12 protein-coding genes are annotated in these 13,539 nt (G+C 66.4%); 7 read left to right on the forward strand and 5 right to left on the reverse strand.

Annotated elements, in window-relative coordinates; all coding sequences use genetic code 11:
• Window positions 1-118: 118 nt before the first annotated feature.
• From urtD to urtA, 4 genes are all read right to left on the reverse strand, one after another.
• The gene (urtD, locus tag ACEOAB_RS16510; RefSeq protein ID WP_056592166.1) at window positions 119-862 is read right to left on the reverse strand and encodes an urea ABC transporter ATP-binding protein UrtD; all 744 of its coding nucleotides are present in this window, start codon (window positions 860-862) and stop codon (window positions 119-121) included.
• Between the two features lie 18 nt (window positions 863-880).
• Window positions 881-2,071, reverse strand: coding sequence for an urea ABC transporter permease subunit UrtC (urtC, locus tag ACEOAB_RS16515; protein WP_413751194.1), 1,191 nt, complete (start codon window positions 2,069-2,071; stop codon window positions 881-883).
• Between the two features lie 29 nt (window positions 2,072-2,100).
• Window positions 2,101-3,015 (reverse strand): urea ABC transporter permease subunit UrtB, encoded by a 915-nt coding sequence (gene urtB, locus ACEOAB_RS16520; RefSeq protein WP_056592160.1) that lies wholly within the window; start codon window positions 3,013-3,015, stop codon window positions 2,101-2,103.
• A gap of 145 nt (window positions 3,016-3,160) precedes the next feature.
• On the reverse strand, window positions 3,161-4,426 hold the full coding sequence (urtA, locus tag ACEOAB_RS16525; protein ID WP_056592157.1) for an urea ABC transporter substrate-binding protein: 1,266 nt from the start codon (window positions 4,424-4,426) through the stop codon (window positions 3,161-3,163).
• 244 nt (window positions 4,427-4,670) lie between these two features.
• On the opposite strand from urtA, the gene ACEOAB_RS16530 reads away from it, so the two are divergent.
• The 7 genes from ACEOAB_RS16530 (at window position 4,671) to ACEOAB_RS16560 (ending at window position 12,793) form a co-directional block, all read left to right on the forward strand.
• Window positions 4,671-8,069: a hybrid sensor histidine kinase/response regulator gene (locus tag ACEOAB_RS16530; RefSeq protein ID WP_413748919.1), complete on the forward strand. Its 3,399-nt coding sequence runs from the start codon at window positions 4,671-4,673 to the stop codon at window positions 8,067-8,069.
• Window positions 8,047-8,940: a response regulator gene (locus ACEOAB_RS16535; RefSeq protein ID WP_413748918.1), complete on the forward strand. Its 894-nt coding sequence runs from the start codon at window positions 8,047-8,049 to the stop codon at window positions 8,938-8,940. The genes ACEOAB_RS16530 and ACEOAB_RS16535 overlap by 23 nt, the downstream gene beginning before the upstream one ends.
• Window positions 8,941-9,030: 90 nt before the next feature.
• Window positions 9,031-9,801, forward strand: a complete 771-nt coding sequence (locus ACEOAB_RS16540) for a TIGR04325 family methyltransferase (protein WP_413748917.1) — start codon at window positions 9,031-9,033, stop codon at window positions 9,799-9,801.
• A gap of 151 nt (window positions 9,802-9,952) precedes the next feature.
• A complete protein-coding gene (locus ACEOAB_RS16545) occupies window positions 9,953-10,849 on the forward strand; it encodes an SPFH domain-containing protein (protein ID WP_056592148.1) in 897 nt (298 codons plus the stop codon).
• A 21-nt stretch (window positions 10,850-10,870) separates the two neighbouring features.
• Window positions 10,871-11,068, forward strand: a complete 198-nt coding sequence (locus ACEOAB_RS16550; protein WP_056592145.1) for a type II toxin-antitoxin system antitoxin — start codon at window positions 10,871-10,873, stop codon at window positions 11,066-11,068.
• 103 nt (window positions 11,069-11,171) lie between these two features.
• A complete protein-coding gene (locus tag ACEOAB_RS16555) occupies window positions 11,172-12,062 on the forward strand; it encodes a substrate-binding domain-containing protein (protein WP_495652972.1) in 891 nt (296 codons plus the stop codon).
• The gene (locus ACEOAB_RS16560; RefSeq protein WP_413748916.1) at window positions 12,059-12,793 is read left to right on the forward strand and encodes a transporter substrate-binding domain-containing protein; all 735 of its coding nucleotides are present in this window, start codon (window positions 12,059-12,061) and stop codon (window positions 12,791-12,793) included. Before ACEOAB_RS16555 ends, ACEOAB_RS16560 begins: the two co-directional genes overlap by 4 nt.
• Before the next feature lie 269 nt (window positions 12,794-13,062).
• Here ACEOAB_RS16560 and ACEOAB_RS16565 read toward each other — a convergent pair whose 3' ends face one another.
• On the reverse strand, window positions 13,063-13,473 hold the full coding sequence (locus ACEOAB_RS16565) for a hypothetical protein (protein ID WP_056592136.1): 411 nt from the start codon (window positions 13,471-13,473) through the stop codon (window positions 13,063-13,065).
• Between the last annotated feature and the right edge of the window lie 66 nt (window positions 13,474-13,539).

Here is a 13,539-nt window from a genome sequence, read left to right on the forward strand (position 1 = left end):
TTCTCGAAATAAAGGAGGAGGCCGAAGGCCGGGGGACATTCGAGAAAAGAAGCACGCCGTCGGCGTGATCGCGCCCTGAACAGCGCCCACCGAAAAGACTCGAAAAGCAAACAGCCATCTAGTGCCCCAGATAAACGTCGATGACCTTCGGATCGGCCTGCACCTTCTCCATCGGCCCTTCGGCAAGGATTTTTCCCTGGTGCATCACCGTGACCTTGTGCGCGATCTGCTTCACGAAGGCCATGTCGTGCTCGATGACGATCACCGCGCGGTTCTGGCAGATGCGCTTGAGGAGGTCGGCCGTGAGTTCGCGTTCGCGCGCGCTCATGCCGGCGATGGGCTCGTCGAGCATCAACAGCTCGGGCTCCTGCATCAGCAGCATGCCGATCTCGAGCCACTGCTTCTGGCCGTGGCTCAGCAGGCCGGCCTCGGTGTCGAGCTTGTCGGCAAGGCCGATGTCTTCGGCAATGGCCTGCACCTTGTTCTTGACCTCGTCGTCGCACCTGAAGGCCAGCGCGCCGAACACCGAGCGGCCCTTCGGGAATGAGACCTCCAGGTTCTGGAACACCGAGAGGTTCTCGTAGATCGACGGCGTCTGGAACTTGCGCCCGATACCCAGCCGCACACGCTTGTGTTCGGCCATCTTCGTGAGCTCGGTGTTGTTGAACTTGATGCTGCCGGCGCTTGCACGCGTCTTGCCGCAGATCAGGTCGAGCAGCGTGGTCTTGCCGGCTCCGTTGGGGCCGATGATCACGCGCAGCTCGTTGCGGTCGATGTACAGCGTGAGGTCGTCGATGGCCTTGAAGCCATCGAAGGACACGGTGAGGTCTTCCACGGCGAGCGCGAAGTCGGTGTTGCTCATGAGGGTGTGGCTCCGGGTTCAGGCGCGCTGGCTGCCGACGCCGTCGGGCAGAGTGGGTTCGGATGGTGTTGCTGCGGGTGCCACGGGTGCGGCGACCGCCGGTCGCTTGACTGCCGCATCGCGCAAGGCTTGACGGCGCGATTTCCACCACGGCCGGATCTTTTCTTCCCACAACCCCGCGAGCCCCATCGGGAAGGCCATGGTCACGCCGATGAAGAGCCCCGCCATCAGGAACAGCCACAAGTCCGGAAAGCTCTCCGAGAACAGCGTCTTGCCCGCATTCACCAGCAGCGCGCCATACACCGCGCCCACCAGGCTCATGCGCCCGCCCACCGCACAGAAGATCACCATCTCGATCGAAGGCACGATGCCCACGAAACTCGGCGACATGAAACCCACCTGCAGCGCGAACATCGCACCACCGATGCCCGAAAGCCCGGCTGCCAGGCAGAAGATGAAGACCTTGAAGTTCGACACGTCGTAGCCCGAGAAGCGCACACGGTCTTCCTTGTCGCGCATGGCGAGCAGCAGCGTGCCGAGCTTGCTGGTCTGTATCCAGCGACACAGCACGATGCTCGCCACCAGCAGGCCGACGCAGACGTAATACAGCACGTACTTGGCGCCGTCGGTGCGCGTGTCCCAGCCCAGCATCGTCTTCAGGTCGGTCATGCCGTTCACGCCGCCCGTGTAGCCCTGCTGGCCGATGATGAGCACGGTGCAGATCAGTGCCACCGCCTGCGTGATGATCGCGAAGTACACGCCGCCCACGCGCCGCTTGAACATCGCGAAGCTCACGAGCCAGGCCAGCGCCATCGGTGCCAGCACCACCAGCGCCAGGCTCAGCGGCAGGCTCTTGAAGGGCAGCCACAGCGTGGGCAGTTCGGTGATCTGGTTCCAGTCCATGAAGTCCGGAATGCCGGGCGTGGTCTGGATCTTGGTGGAGACGGGGTCGGAGGCTTCGAGCTTGAGGAACATCGCCATCGCGTAGCCGCCGATGCCGAAGAACACGCCCTGCCCCAGGCTCAGCACGCCGCCGTAGCCCCACACCATCACGAGGCCCACGGCCACGAAAGCGTAGGTGAGGTATTTGCCCACGAGGTTGAGGCGGAAGATGTCGAGCGACAGCGGCAGCACCACCGCCAGCAGCAGCACCAGCAGCAACAGGCTGCCGAGCTGGTAGCGCTGGATCGAGGCCTTGATGAAATTCATCGGAACGTTCTCCAAAACAGGAATCGGGTTCAGCGGCGGACCTTGACTGCGAAGAGGCCCTGCGGCCGCATCATCAAAATCAGCACGATCAGCGACAGCGTCAGCACCTTGGCCATCGAGCCGGTCATGAAGAACTCGGAAATCGACTGCGTCTGCGCAATGCCGAAGGCCGAGACCACCGTGCCCAGCAGGCTGGCCGCACCGCCGAAGGTGACGACCAGGAAGGCGTCGACGATGTAGAGCGAGCCCGAGGTCGGACCGGTGGAGCCGATGGTGGTGAAGGCCGCGCCGGCCATGCCCGCGATGCCGCAGCCGATGGCGAAGGTGAGCCGGTCTGTCTTCTTCGTGTCGATGCCGGTGGCGTTGGCCATGGTGCGGTTGGCGACGGTGGCGCGCACCCTGAGGCCCCAGCGGCTCTTGTGCAGCGCGATCAGCACGCCGCCAGTGACCAGTGCGGTGAGCGCCAGCACGAACAGGCCGTTGATGGGAATGTCGAGGCCTTCATGCGGCGTCCACGAGCCCATGAGCCATTCGGGCAGCGTCGGGCTCACTTCCTTCGGGCCAATGAAGGTGCGGAAAATCTGTTGCAGGCCCAGGCTCACGCCCCAGGTGGCGAGCAGCGTGTCGAGCGGTCGCTTGTAGAGGTGGCGGATGAGCACCCACTCCACGAGCCAGCCGACGATGAAGGCGAAGCCGAAAGCGAGCCCGATGGCGATCGGGAAGTAGTACGGCATGAACTCGGGCGCCAGGCTCTCAGTGACGCGCGCGGCCAGGTAGATCGAGTAGGCGCCGATGGTCATGAACTCGCCATGCGCCATGTTGATCACGCCCATCTGGCCGAAGATGATCGCCAGGCCCAGCCCCATCAGCAGCAGCACCGCGAAGAGGCTCAGCCCCGCGAAGCCCTGCATGAGGCCGATGTTCATCATGTCCGACAGAGTCATGGCAACGAATTCCGGTGGTTGGGGTATTGGCTCCTTCCCCCTCTGGGGGAAGGCTGGGATGGGGGCAGGCAGAGAGCGCCCAGTGGTAACGCCGCTTGCCCCCACCCCTGCCCTCCCCCAGAGGGGGAGGGAGAAAAACGGAGACTTACTGGTAGCCCTTCGGAAACGGATCCGGCTTGATCAACTCAGCCGACTCCGCCACCACCTTGAACGTCCCATCCAGCTGCCCCTGCCCGATGCGCGCCTTGCTCCACAGGTGGTGGTTCGCATCCAGCTTCACGTAGCCTTCCGGCGCCGTCTTCAGCTCGATGCCCGGCGAGCCGGCCACGACCTTGTCCACATCGAAGCTGCCCGCCTTCTCCACCGCCGCCTTCCACAGCCACGGCCCCAGATACCCCGCCTGCGTCACGTCGCCGATCACCGCGTCCTTGCCGTACTTCGCCTTGAAGGCTTCCACGAACTTCTTGTTGTTCGCGTTGTCCAGCGACTGGAAGTACTTCATCGACGAGTAGAAGCCCGCGAAGTTCTCGCCGCCCACGCCAGTCATTTCGTCTTCGGTCACGGCCAGCGTCAGCAGGAACTGCTTGTCGCCCGTGATGCCCGCGGCCTTCAACTGCTTGTAGAAAGCCACGTTCGAGCCGCCCACCACGGCCGCGAAGATGCAGTCGGGCTTGGCCACCTTGATCTTGTTGATCAGCGAGTTGAAGTTGGTGTGGCCCAGCGGGTAGTACTCCTCGCCCTTGACCGAGCCCTTCTGGAAATTCTCGATGTGCTTGCGCGCGATCTTCATCGAGGTGCGCGGCCAGATGTAGTCGGAGCCCACCAGGAAGAAGGTCTTGGCCTTCTTCTCCTTCGCGCCCCAGTCCAGGCCCCAGATGATCTGCTGCGTGGCTTCCTGGCCGGTGTAGATCACGTTCTTGCTCTGCTCCAGGCCTTCGTAGAAAGTCGGGTAGTACAGCAGGCCGTTCTCTTTCTCGAACACCGGCAGCACGGCCTTGCGCGAGGCGCTGGTCCAGCAGCCGAACACGGCGGCGCAGTGGTCGTTGACGAGCAGCTTCTTCGACTTCTCTGCAAAGGTCGGCCAGTCGGAGGCGCCGTCTTCCTTGATGACCTTGATCTTGCGGCCGAGGATGCCGCCCATCGCGTTGATCTGGTCGATGGCGAGCTGCTCGGCCTGGATGGAGCCGGTCTCCGAAATGGCCATGGTGCCGGAGGACGAGTGCAGCTGGCCCACCGTCACCTCGGTGTCGGTCACGGCGAGCTTGGTGGTGTTCACCTTGGCCGTGGGGAACTGTCCCTGGCCGAAGCTCAGGCCGCTCAGGCCCAACACGGGCAACGCTGCGGCGCCCTGCAGCAGACGGCGGCGGCGCAATGCCAGGGCATCGAGAGAAAGATCGGAATCACGCGACATCAGGAAACTCCAGGCAGGTTGTTGGAAAGTAAGGCCGCGCACCATCGAAGTGCATCGGACGGTGCCCCGAGCACCATGGCTGGTACTTTAGAAATCACCTGCGTACTCGCGAATACGTCATTCAACGTAGCGGTGCGCAGGCGCCCTGCCTGCAGACTCGAAGGCACGACATTGGCGGCAATGCAACCAGGGAGCGCTTCTTGCTGTGTCCGCCCTCATGCCACCGCCGCCGCGACAACCCGCCATGCAATCCGTCTCCGGACAGAAGATCTTCCGCATCCGCCGCGACTACAACGCCTGGGTCGCGAACGAAACGCTGGAGGACTACGCGCTGCGCTACACGCCGCGCAGCTTTCGCAAGTGGTCGGAGTTCCGCGTGGCGAACGCGGCCTTCGGCGCCACCTCCTTCCTGGCGCTGGAGGCCATTGGCGGCGCGATCGCCCTGAGCTACGGCTTCTCGAACGCGCTGTGGGCCATCCTCGTCGTCGGGCTCATCACCTTCCTCACCGGGCTGCCGATCTCGTACTACGCGGCGCGCCACGGCGTGGACATGGACCTGCTCACGCGCGGCGCGGGCTTCGGCTACCTGGGCTCCACGCTCACCTCGCTGATCTACGCGAGCTTCACCTTCATCTTCTTCGCGCTGGAGGCAGCCATCCTCGCGCTGGCGCTGCAGATGTACCTCGACTGGCCGCTGTGGCTGCTTTACATGGTGTCGTCGATCGTCATCATTCCGCTGGTGGCGCGGGGCATCACGCTCATCTCGGGGCTGCAGCTGTGGACGCAGCCGATCTGGATCGTGCTGTTCGTCTGCCCCTTCGTCGCGGTGATGGTGAAGAAGCCCGAGCTCTACGCCGACTTCACCGGCCTCGTGGGCCGCACCTCCGACAGCAGCGGCTTCGATCCGCTGATGTTCGGCGCCGCCGCCACGGTGGCCTTCTCGCTGGTGGTGCAGATCGGCGAGCAGGTCGACTACCTGCGCTTCCTGCCCGAGAAGACCGCCGCCAACCGCGTGCGCTGGTGGACGGCGGTGCTCGTCTCCGGGCCGGGTTGGATCGTGCCGGGCATGCTGAAGATGATGGGCGGCGCGTTTCTCGCCTTCCTGGCGCTGCAGCACGAGATACCGGCCAATCATGCGATCGAGCCCACGCAGATGTACCTCACGGGCTTCTCGTACGTGCTGCGCGACCCGGCCTGGGTGCTGGGCATCACGGTGCTTTTCGTGCTGGTGTCGCAGATGAAGATCAACTTGACGAACGCCTACGCGGGCTCGCTCGCGTGGTCGAACTTCTTCGCCCGGCTCACGCACAGCCACCCGGGGCGCGTGGTGTGGCTGGTGTTCAACGTGGTCATCGCCATCCTGCTGATGGCGCTGGGCGTGTTCGCGGCGCTGGAGCACGTGCTGGGCTTCTACAGCAACATCGCCATCGCCTGGGTCGGCGCGCTGGTGGCCGACCTGGTCATCAACAAGCCGCTGGGGTGGAGCCCGAAGACCATCGAATTCAAGCGCGCGCACCTGTACGACATCAACCCGGTCGGGCTGGTGGCGATGCTGGTGGCCGCCGCGCTGGCGATGCTGGCCTACTCCGGCGCGCTGGGCCATTGGGCGAAGGCGTTCTCGCCCTTCATCGCGCTGGCCACCGCCATGGCGCTGTCGCCGCTGCTGGCGTGGCGCACGCGCGGGCGCTATTACCTGGCGCGCCACGACATCGACCGCTGGACGCCCGGACAGAACGTGAAGTGCTCGGTGTGCGACAACAGCTTCGAGTCGGAAGACATGGCGCACTGCCCGGCCTATAGCGCACCGATCTGCTCGCTGTGCTGCACGCTCGAATCGCGCTGCCACGACCGCTGCAAGACCGACTCGCGCGCGGCCGAACAGATGAGCGGCTGGCTGCAGGCGCTGCTGCCGCCGGCGCTGTCGGCGGGGCTCAACTTCCGCGTCGCGCATTACCTGCTGATCGCCACCTCGCTCATTGCATTGCTGGCCACCGTGGTCGGCGTGGTCTATGCGCAGGAGGCGCTGGCGGGCACGAGCGATTCGGTCATGGCCACGGCCTTCCTGAAAGTGTTCGCGCTGCTCTCGGTGGTGGCCGCGGTCGCCGCATGGTGGGTGGTGCTGGGCAGCGAGAGCCGGCAGATGGCGCAGGAAGAATCGATGCGCCACAACAACCTGCTCGCGCTCGAGATCGAGGCGCACCGCCGCACCGACGCCGCACTGCAGACCGCCAAGGAAGCCGCCGAGGCCGCGAACCAGGCCAAGACGCGCTATGTGGCCGGCATGACGCACGAGTTGCGCACGCCGCTCAACAGCATCCTGGGCTACTCGCAGATCCTGCTCAAGGGCGACGCGGTCGCGCCCCCGCGCGAGGCGGTGCAGACCATTCACCGCAGCGGCGAGCACATGCTGGGCCTGATCGACGGGCTGCTCGACCTCGCGCGCATCGAGGCCGGCCGGCTGCAGCTCGAACCCGCGCCGCTCGCGCTGCCCGCCTTTCTCGACCAGCTCGTGCACATGGTGCGCCCGCAGGCCGAGAACAAGGGCCTGGCCTTCGTCTTCACGCATGCGGGGCAGTTGCCGCCGTGGGTGCACGCCGATGCGAAATGGCTGCGGCAGATCCTCATCAACCTGCTGACCAATGCCGTGCGATTCACCGACAGCGGTACGGTCACGCTGCATGTGGATGCGCGGCGCGAGGTGCTGCGCTTCGACGTGGTCGACACCGGCATCGGCGTCGCGCCGCAGGACCACCAGCGCATCTTCCTGCCCTTCGAACGCGGCGCTGCGGGCCGCCGCCGTGGCGAGCCGGGCACGGGACTGGGCCTCACCATCACCGGGCTGCTCACCTCGCTGATGGGCGGCGAGCTCAAGCTGGCGCAGACCTCGTCGCAAGGCAGCACTTTCAGCGTGCGCGTGTACCTGCGCGAGGTGGCCGACCCCGGCCCGCAGGCCAAGGCCGGCGCCTTGCGGCAGCCCGTGTCGGGCTACATCGGCGCGCGCCGCACGCTGCTGGTGGTCGACGACCAGCCCGTGCAGCGCCAGATGCTGGCCGGCATGCTCGCACCGCTGGGCTTCGAGATACGCGAGGCCGCAAGCGGCACCGAATGCCTCGACAGCCTGCGCGAAGAATTGCCCTCGGCCATCCTGCTCGACCTGACGATGGACGACATGGACGGCTGGCAGACCGCCACCTCGGTACGCGCCTCGGGCTTCGGGGACATCCCGATCATCATCGTCTCGGCCAACATGTTCGAGAACAAGAACGAGCGACTGCAAGCCGCAGGCTGCCAGGCCTTTGTGGGCAAGCCAGTGATCGAGTCGGAGCTGATCGCCACGCTGGAGCGCCACCTCGGGCTCGAATGGCTGTCGACCGCCGACGCGCTCTCGCCTCTCGCGGGTGAAGCAGAAGAAGCGCCGCAGCGCCCCCGGCAACTCGCTCTTTCGGAAGACGACCGCGCCGAACTCATGCGCCTCGTGCAAATGGGCCACGTGCGCGGCCTGCACACGGCGCTCGACCGGCTGGCAGCCGCCTCGCCCGCCGCGGCCGCCACCTGCACCTGGCTGCGCGGCATGGTCGTGCGCTTCGAACTCGACAACCTCCGCAATGCACTGGCCGAAGATGCAGACACCCTCGCCCCCTGAATCGTCATCCGAACGGCCCGTGGTGCTGGTGGTGGACGACGCGCCCAGCAGCCTCGGCATGCTGTGCGACACGCTGGAGGCCAGCGGCTACACCGTGCTGGTGGCGGTCGACGGCGAGGCCGCGCTGCAGCGGCTCGAACTCGTGGTGCCCGATGCGATCCTGCTCGACGGCCTGATGCCCGGTCTCTCGGGCTTCGAGACCTGCAGGCGCATCAAGTCCAACCCGGCGCTCGCGCACATCCCGGTGCTGTTCATGACGGGCCTGTCGGAAACCTCGCACGTGGTCGAGGGCTTCGAGTGCGGCGGCGTCGACTACGTGGTGAAGCCGATCCGCGCACAGGAGGTGCTGGCGCGGCTGCACACGCACGCGCGCAACGCCCGCATCACGCGCATGGCGCGCGACGCGGTCGATGTGGCCGGCATGGGCGTGGTGTTCGTCGACACGCGCGGACGCATCGCGTGGCGCTCGCCGCAGGCCGCGCTGTGGCTGCACGCGCTCGAAGACCCGGTGGCGCCGGGCCTGCTGCCCGCGTCGCTGGAACCGGCGCTGGCACCGGGCGCGGCCATTACCATCGGCACCGCCACGGGCATGCGGCTGTCGGTGCGCAACCTCGGCGCCGCGGCGCTCGGCGAGACGATGCTGTTGTTCGCCATCCAGCGTGAAGGCCCGGCGGCCCGGCTGGCCGATGCCGCCCTCACGCCGCGCGAGACCGAGGTGCTCTCCTGGCTCGCCAAGGGCAAGACCAACCGCGACATCGGCGACATCCTCGGCACCAGCCCACGCACGGTGAACAAGCACCTGGAGCACATCTTCGAGAAGCTGGGGGTAGAGACGCGGGCGGCTGCGGCGGCGCTGGCGAGCGGTATGTAACCCCCATGGGGTAACCGCCCCAACGGCACGGGGCTATAGGTCGCGAATACTTTGGTTGCATTCAAAATGAGAGCGCCACCGGAGTCAACAATGCTCTCAAGCCTTCTGCAGTTTCCTCCCCGCGAAAGTGCGTACAGGCGCAAGTTCCTGAACAACACGGACGAGAACCTCTTCATGGGCTCGTTCGAGAGCTTCGCGGCAGCCGAGGCCGGCGCGCCGCCTTCCAAAGCCGTGGGCTACGCCAACGCCGATGCGAGCGATCTCTACAGCCCGCAGATCTATTTCTACGACTATCCCGGCCTCTTCTGGCTGGGCCGCTCCATCGATGCGGGGCTGACGCGCGTGTTCGACCTCGGCGGACACGTCGGCATCAAGTACTACGCATTCCGGCGCGTGCTGACCTACCCCACCACCCTGCAATGGACCGTGTGCGACGTGCCAGGCGTGGTCGAGAGCGGCCGCGCGATGGCCGTGAAGCGGGAAGCCACCGCGCAGCTCGGCTTCACCACCGACTACCGCGATGCGAGCGGCTGCGACGTGCTGTATGTCTCGGGCAGCCTGCAGTACCTGCCGACGCGCATGGACGCGATTCTTTCCGCGCTGGCCGTGAAGCCGAGGCGCATCGTCATGAACACCACGGCCGTGCACCCCGAGCGCACGATCTACACGCTCAACAGCATCGGCGTGGCCGTGTGCGCCTACCGCATCCAGCACCACGACGAACTCCTGGCCGATCTCGCACGCTCGGGCTACAGGAAGCGCGACGTGTGGCGCAACGAGGGCAAGCCGATCGAGGTGCCTTTCGTCGACGGTGGCGACAAGCCGTACTACGCGGGCTGCTGCTTCGACCTCGTCGATTGATGCGCCCACCCGGCCGGGGAACTCCGGTCGGCAGATCCCGGCCGGCGGCTTGGCGCCGCCTCAGGCATCAGCGGCGGCGCAGTGCCGCCAAAAAAATCTTGACCGCCTCCGAAAAGATATTAAAGTGATATCACTTTTAACGGAGGCATCCATGCAAGAGAAGACCCCCAACACCCCCCGGCCGGTGCGAAAGGAGCGCCCCTACCGGTCGATCAACGGATACGGCGTGTGCGCGGTGGTGCTGCTGCTGATCGCCGTCGGCGTGCTGGCGATAGTGCAGCGCCTGATGCCCCTGCCGATCGGCATCCTGCTGATCGTTGTGGGCCTCGTGCTGATCCCCGGCCTCTACATGCTGCAGCCCAACGAGGGCATCATCCTCACGCTGTTCGGCGAGTACCAGGGCACCGACCGCACCGAAGGCCTGCGCTGGACCAACCCGCTGCAGAGCGGCCAGAAGATCTCGCTGCGCGCACGCAACCTCAACACGCCGCCGCTGAAGGTGAACGACAAGCGCGGCAACCCGGTGGAGATCGGCGCGGCGGTGGTGTGGAGGGTCTACGACACGGCGCAGGCCGTGTTCGAGATCGATGACTACAACAGGTTCGTCGCCATCCAGGCCGAAGCCGCGATCCGCCATCTCGCCACCCTCTACGCCTACGACAGCGGCGACGACCTGCAAAGCGAAGAGACCACGCTGCGCGCCGGGCTCGACACGGTGGCCGACGCGCTCAAGGAGGAGCTGAACCAACGCTTCGCCAGCGCAGGCGTCGAAGTGCTCGACGCCAAGCTCACCCACCTCGCGTACGCACCGGAGATCGCGCAGGTGATGCTGCGCCGCCAGCAGGCGGTGGCCATCGTCAGCGCGCGGCACCAGATCGTGGCGGGTGCGGTCGGCATGGTCGAAGCGGCGCTCAAGGGCCTGTCGGAGCGCAACCTCGTGGTACTCGACGACGAACGCAAGGCCTCGATGGTGTCGAACCTGCTGGTGGTGCTGTGCTCGGACCGCGAGACGCAGCCCGTGGTGAACACCGGTACGCTGTACACCTGAAGCCCGCTCCCGATCCCCTCGATGGCAAGTCCCGGAAAAAAATCCTACCCCCTGCGCATCGACCCGGCCCTGTGGGCCGAGATCGAACGCCTGGCGGCGCAGGAGCTGCGAAGCGCGAACGCGCAGGTCGAGTTCTTGCTGCGCGAGGGGCTGGCCAGACGCGGGCGGCTGCCGACCAAGGACGCCGACGCGCCCGACAAGCCCGCATCGCCTCGGTGATAACCCCGAATCCGCTGAGGGCGGAATGACAGCTCCGGCCTCTACGATAGGCAACGACAGGCGGCCTCCAGGCCACTGGCCTTTTCTTCCTCCCGGAGACATCGTGACAAAGCCCCTTCCTTCCCCCTTCCTCGCCCTCACCCGCCGCGCCGCCTTGCCGCTGGTCGCGGCCCTCGCGCTCGCCGGCTGCGGCGTCCTCGGCGGCGGCAACAAGCCTGCGGGCGAAGACATCCACGTCATGACCTCGGGCGGCTTCACCGCCGCCTACAACGACCTGCGCCCGGAGTTCGAGCGCAGCAGCGGCCGCACCGTCAAAACCGCCTATGGCGCCTCGATGGGCAACGCCACCGACTCGATCCCCAGCCGCTTGGCGCGCAACGAGCCGGCCGACGTCGTGATCCTCGCGCGCCCGGCGCTCGATGCGCTGGTGGCGCAGGGCAAGGTGGTGGCGGGCAGCCAGGTCGACCTGGTGCGCTCGCCCATCGGCTTTGCGGTGCGCAAGGGCGCACCCAAGCCGGACATCGGCACGGTCGACGCGCTCAAGCGCACGCTGCTCGCGGCACCGTCGATCGCCTATTCGGCGAGCGCGAGCGGCACCTACTACGAGACCGAGCTGCTCAAGAAGCTGGGCATCGAAGACCAGGTGAAGCCCAAGAGCAAGCGCATCCTGAGCGAGCGCGTGGGCTCGGTGGTGGCGCGTGGCGACGCGGCGCTCGGCCTGCAGCAGGTGAGCGAGCTGCTGCCCATCGAGGGCATCGACTACATCGGTCCGCTGCCCGCCGAGGTGCAGCTCGTGACGGTGTTCTCGGCCGGCGTCGCCACCGCATCGAAGCAGCCCGATGCGGCGCGGCAGCTGATCCGCTATCTCAACTCCCCGGCCGCGGCGCCGCCCATCGCTAAGACGGGGCTGGAGCCGCTGTCGGCGCGCTTAACCGCGAAACCACGGCCCGTAAACTGGCGGCCTTCATTCCTTCCCGAAGAACGGACGCCATGACCACTCGGCCCTCTTCCGCCCTCGTGACCGCCTTTGCGCCCAGCGGCACGCTGCGCGCCTCGATCAACCTCGGCAACCCGATCCTCGCCAACAAGGACGCCGCCACGGGCGAGCCTGTCGGCGTGTCGATCGACCTTGCCCGCGAGTTCGCGCGGCGCCTTGGCGTGGGCATCGAGCTGGTGGTCTTCGAGAAGGCCGCGGCCTCGGTGGACGCGGTGAAGAACGAGAAAGCCGACATCGGCTTCTTCGCAGTCGACCCCGCGCGCAGCGAAGGGCTGCGCTTCACCGCGCCTTATGTGCTGATCGAAGGCAGCTACCTCGTGCCCGAATCGTCGGCACTGACCGACAACGCGCAGGTCGATGCCGAAGGCCATCGCATCTCGGTCGGCTCGGGCAGCGCCTACGACCTGTTCCTCACGCGCGAGATCAAGGCCGCCGAGATCGTGCGCCTCCAGGGCGCGGGGCCCGCGCTCGCTGCATTGCGGGCGGGCCAGGTCGAGGTGGCGGCGGGCATCCGGCAGCTGCTCGAAGGCGAAGCTGCCCGCGCGCCGGGCGTGCGTGTGCTGCCTGGGCGCTTCATGGTGATCCAGCAGGCGATGGGTACGCCGGCCAGCCGGGGCGCCGAGGCGCAGGCGCTGCTCGCCGCCTTTGTCGAGGAGATGAAGGCTTCGGGCTTTGTCGCCGACGCGTTGAAACGCCATCGCATCGAGGGTGCGATCGTTGCGCCGTAGTTGAGCGCTCCTGTTCGGGGCGCGTGCACAGGCCACCGGGTACTTCCCTCCGCGAATCCCCCGCCTTCGGCTCCTCCTTTATTTCGCTGCGGGAAGCACCCGGTGTCCTGCGCACGATGGGCGCAGTCGTGGTGCTGTCCGATCACTCACCGCTCTGAACCGCTCGCGCCGATGAGGTGCCTTGCGCAGCGAAATAAAGGAGGAGGCCGCAGGCCGGGGGACATTCGCGGAGCAAGGTACCTCGTCGGCGTGAGCGGCGCCCTGAACAATCAAAGCTTGTACGCCTCCACAGGCCCCTGTGAGTAAAACAGGAAGTACCCCGTCTGCGTCTTGAAGCCGTTCTTCTGCCACCCAGGAGGCACCTTGAAGATGCCGAGCTGTTCGCTCGAGATGCCGACGAAGGACGTGTTCTCCGTGTCGGTCGTGATGCGGCTCCAGCGCTCGCGCGTCACAGGCTGCATCTGCATCTTCGGCTCGCTCCATTCGGGCGTGCGCACCTTGTCGCGCATCACGTAGCGGTCGCCCTGCCGCTCGATCTTGACCAGTTCCTTGAGCGCGCCGTTCTGCTTCACGGCGTAGACGCCGACCAGTTCGGCCTCCGGCCCGCCATTGCTTGCGCCGCAAGCGCCCAGCAACATGGCGCAAGCGCCCATGGCCAGCCATTTCAATGCTGTGTTCATGATGATCCCGGTGTGATGAGGCGCGCACCGCCCTGCAGGCATGCCGGTCGGTGCGCGCCGGGGTTT

The sequence above is a fragment of the Variovorax sp. Varisp53 genome (genome assembly GCF_059491555.1).

What these genes read in the sequence shown, in the direction of transcription:
- urtD (WP_056592166.1), bottom strand. Translation starts at nt 862, where the DNA reads ATGAGCAACACCGACTTCGCGCTCGCCGTGGAAGACCTCACCGTGTCC.
- urtC (WP_413751194.1), bottom strand. Translation starts at nt 2,071, where the DNA reads ATGAATTTCATCAAGGCCTCGATCCAGCGCTACCAGCTCGGCAGCCTG.
- urtB (WP_056592160.1), bottom strand. Translation starts at nt 3,015, where the DNA reads ATGACTCTGTCGGACATGATGAACATCGGCCTCATGCAGGGCTTCGCG.
- urtA (WP_056592157.1), bottom strand. Translation starts at nt 4,426, where the DNA reads ATGTCGCGTGATTCCGATCTTTCTCTCGATGCCCTGGCATTGCGCCGC.
- ACEOAB_RS16530 (WP_413748919.1), top strand. Translation starts at nt 4,671, where the DNA reads ATGCAATCCGTCTCCGGACAGAAGATCTTCCGCATCCGCCGCGACTAC.
- ACEOAB_RS16535 (WP_413748918.1), top strand. Translation starts at nt 8,047, where the DNA reads ATGCAGACACCCTCGCCCCCTGAATCGTCATCCGAACGGCCCGTGGTG.
- ACEOAB_RS16540 (WP_413748917.1), top strand. Translation starts at nt 9,031, where the DNA reads ATGCTCTCAAGCCTTCTGCAGTTTCCTCCCCGCGAAAGTGCGTACAGG.
- ACEOAB_RS16545 (WP_056592148.1), top strand. Translation starts at nt 9,953, where the DNA reads ATGCAAGAGAAGACCCCCAACACCCCCCGGCCGGTGCGAAAGGAGCGC.
- ACEOAB_RS16550 (WP_056592145.1), top strand. Translation starts at nt 10,871, where the DNA reads ATGGCAAGTCCCGGAAAAAAATCCTACCCCCTGCGCATCGACCCGGCC.
- ACEOAB_RS16560 (WP_413748916.1), top strand. Translation starts at nt 12,059, where the DNA reads ATGACCACTCGGCCCTCTTCCGCCCTCGTGACCGCCTTTGCGCCCAGC.
- ACEOAB_RS16565 (WP_056592136.1), bottom strand. Translation starts at nt 13,473, where the DNA reads ATGAACACAGCATTGAAATGGCTGGCCATGGGCGCTTGCGCCATGTTG.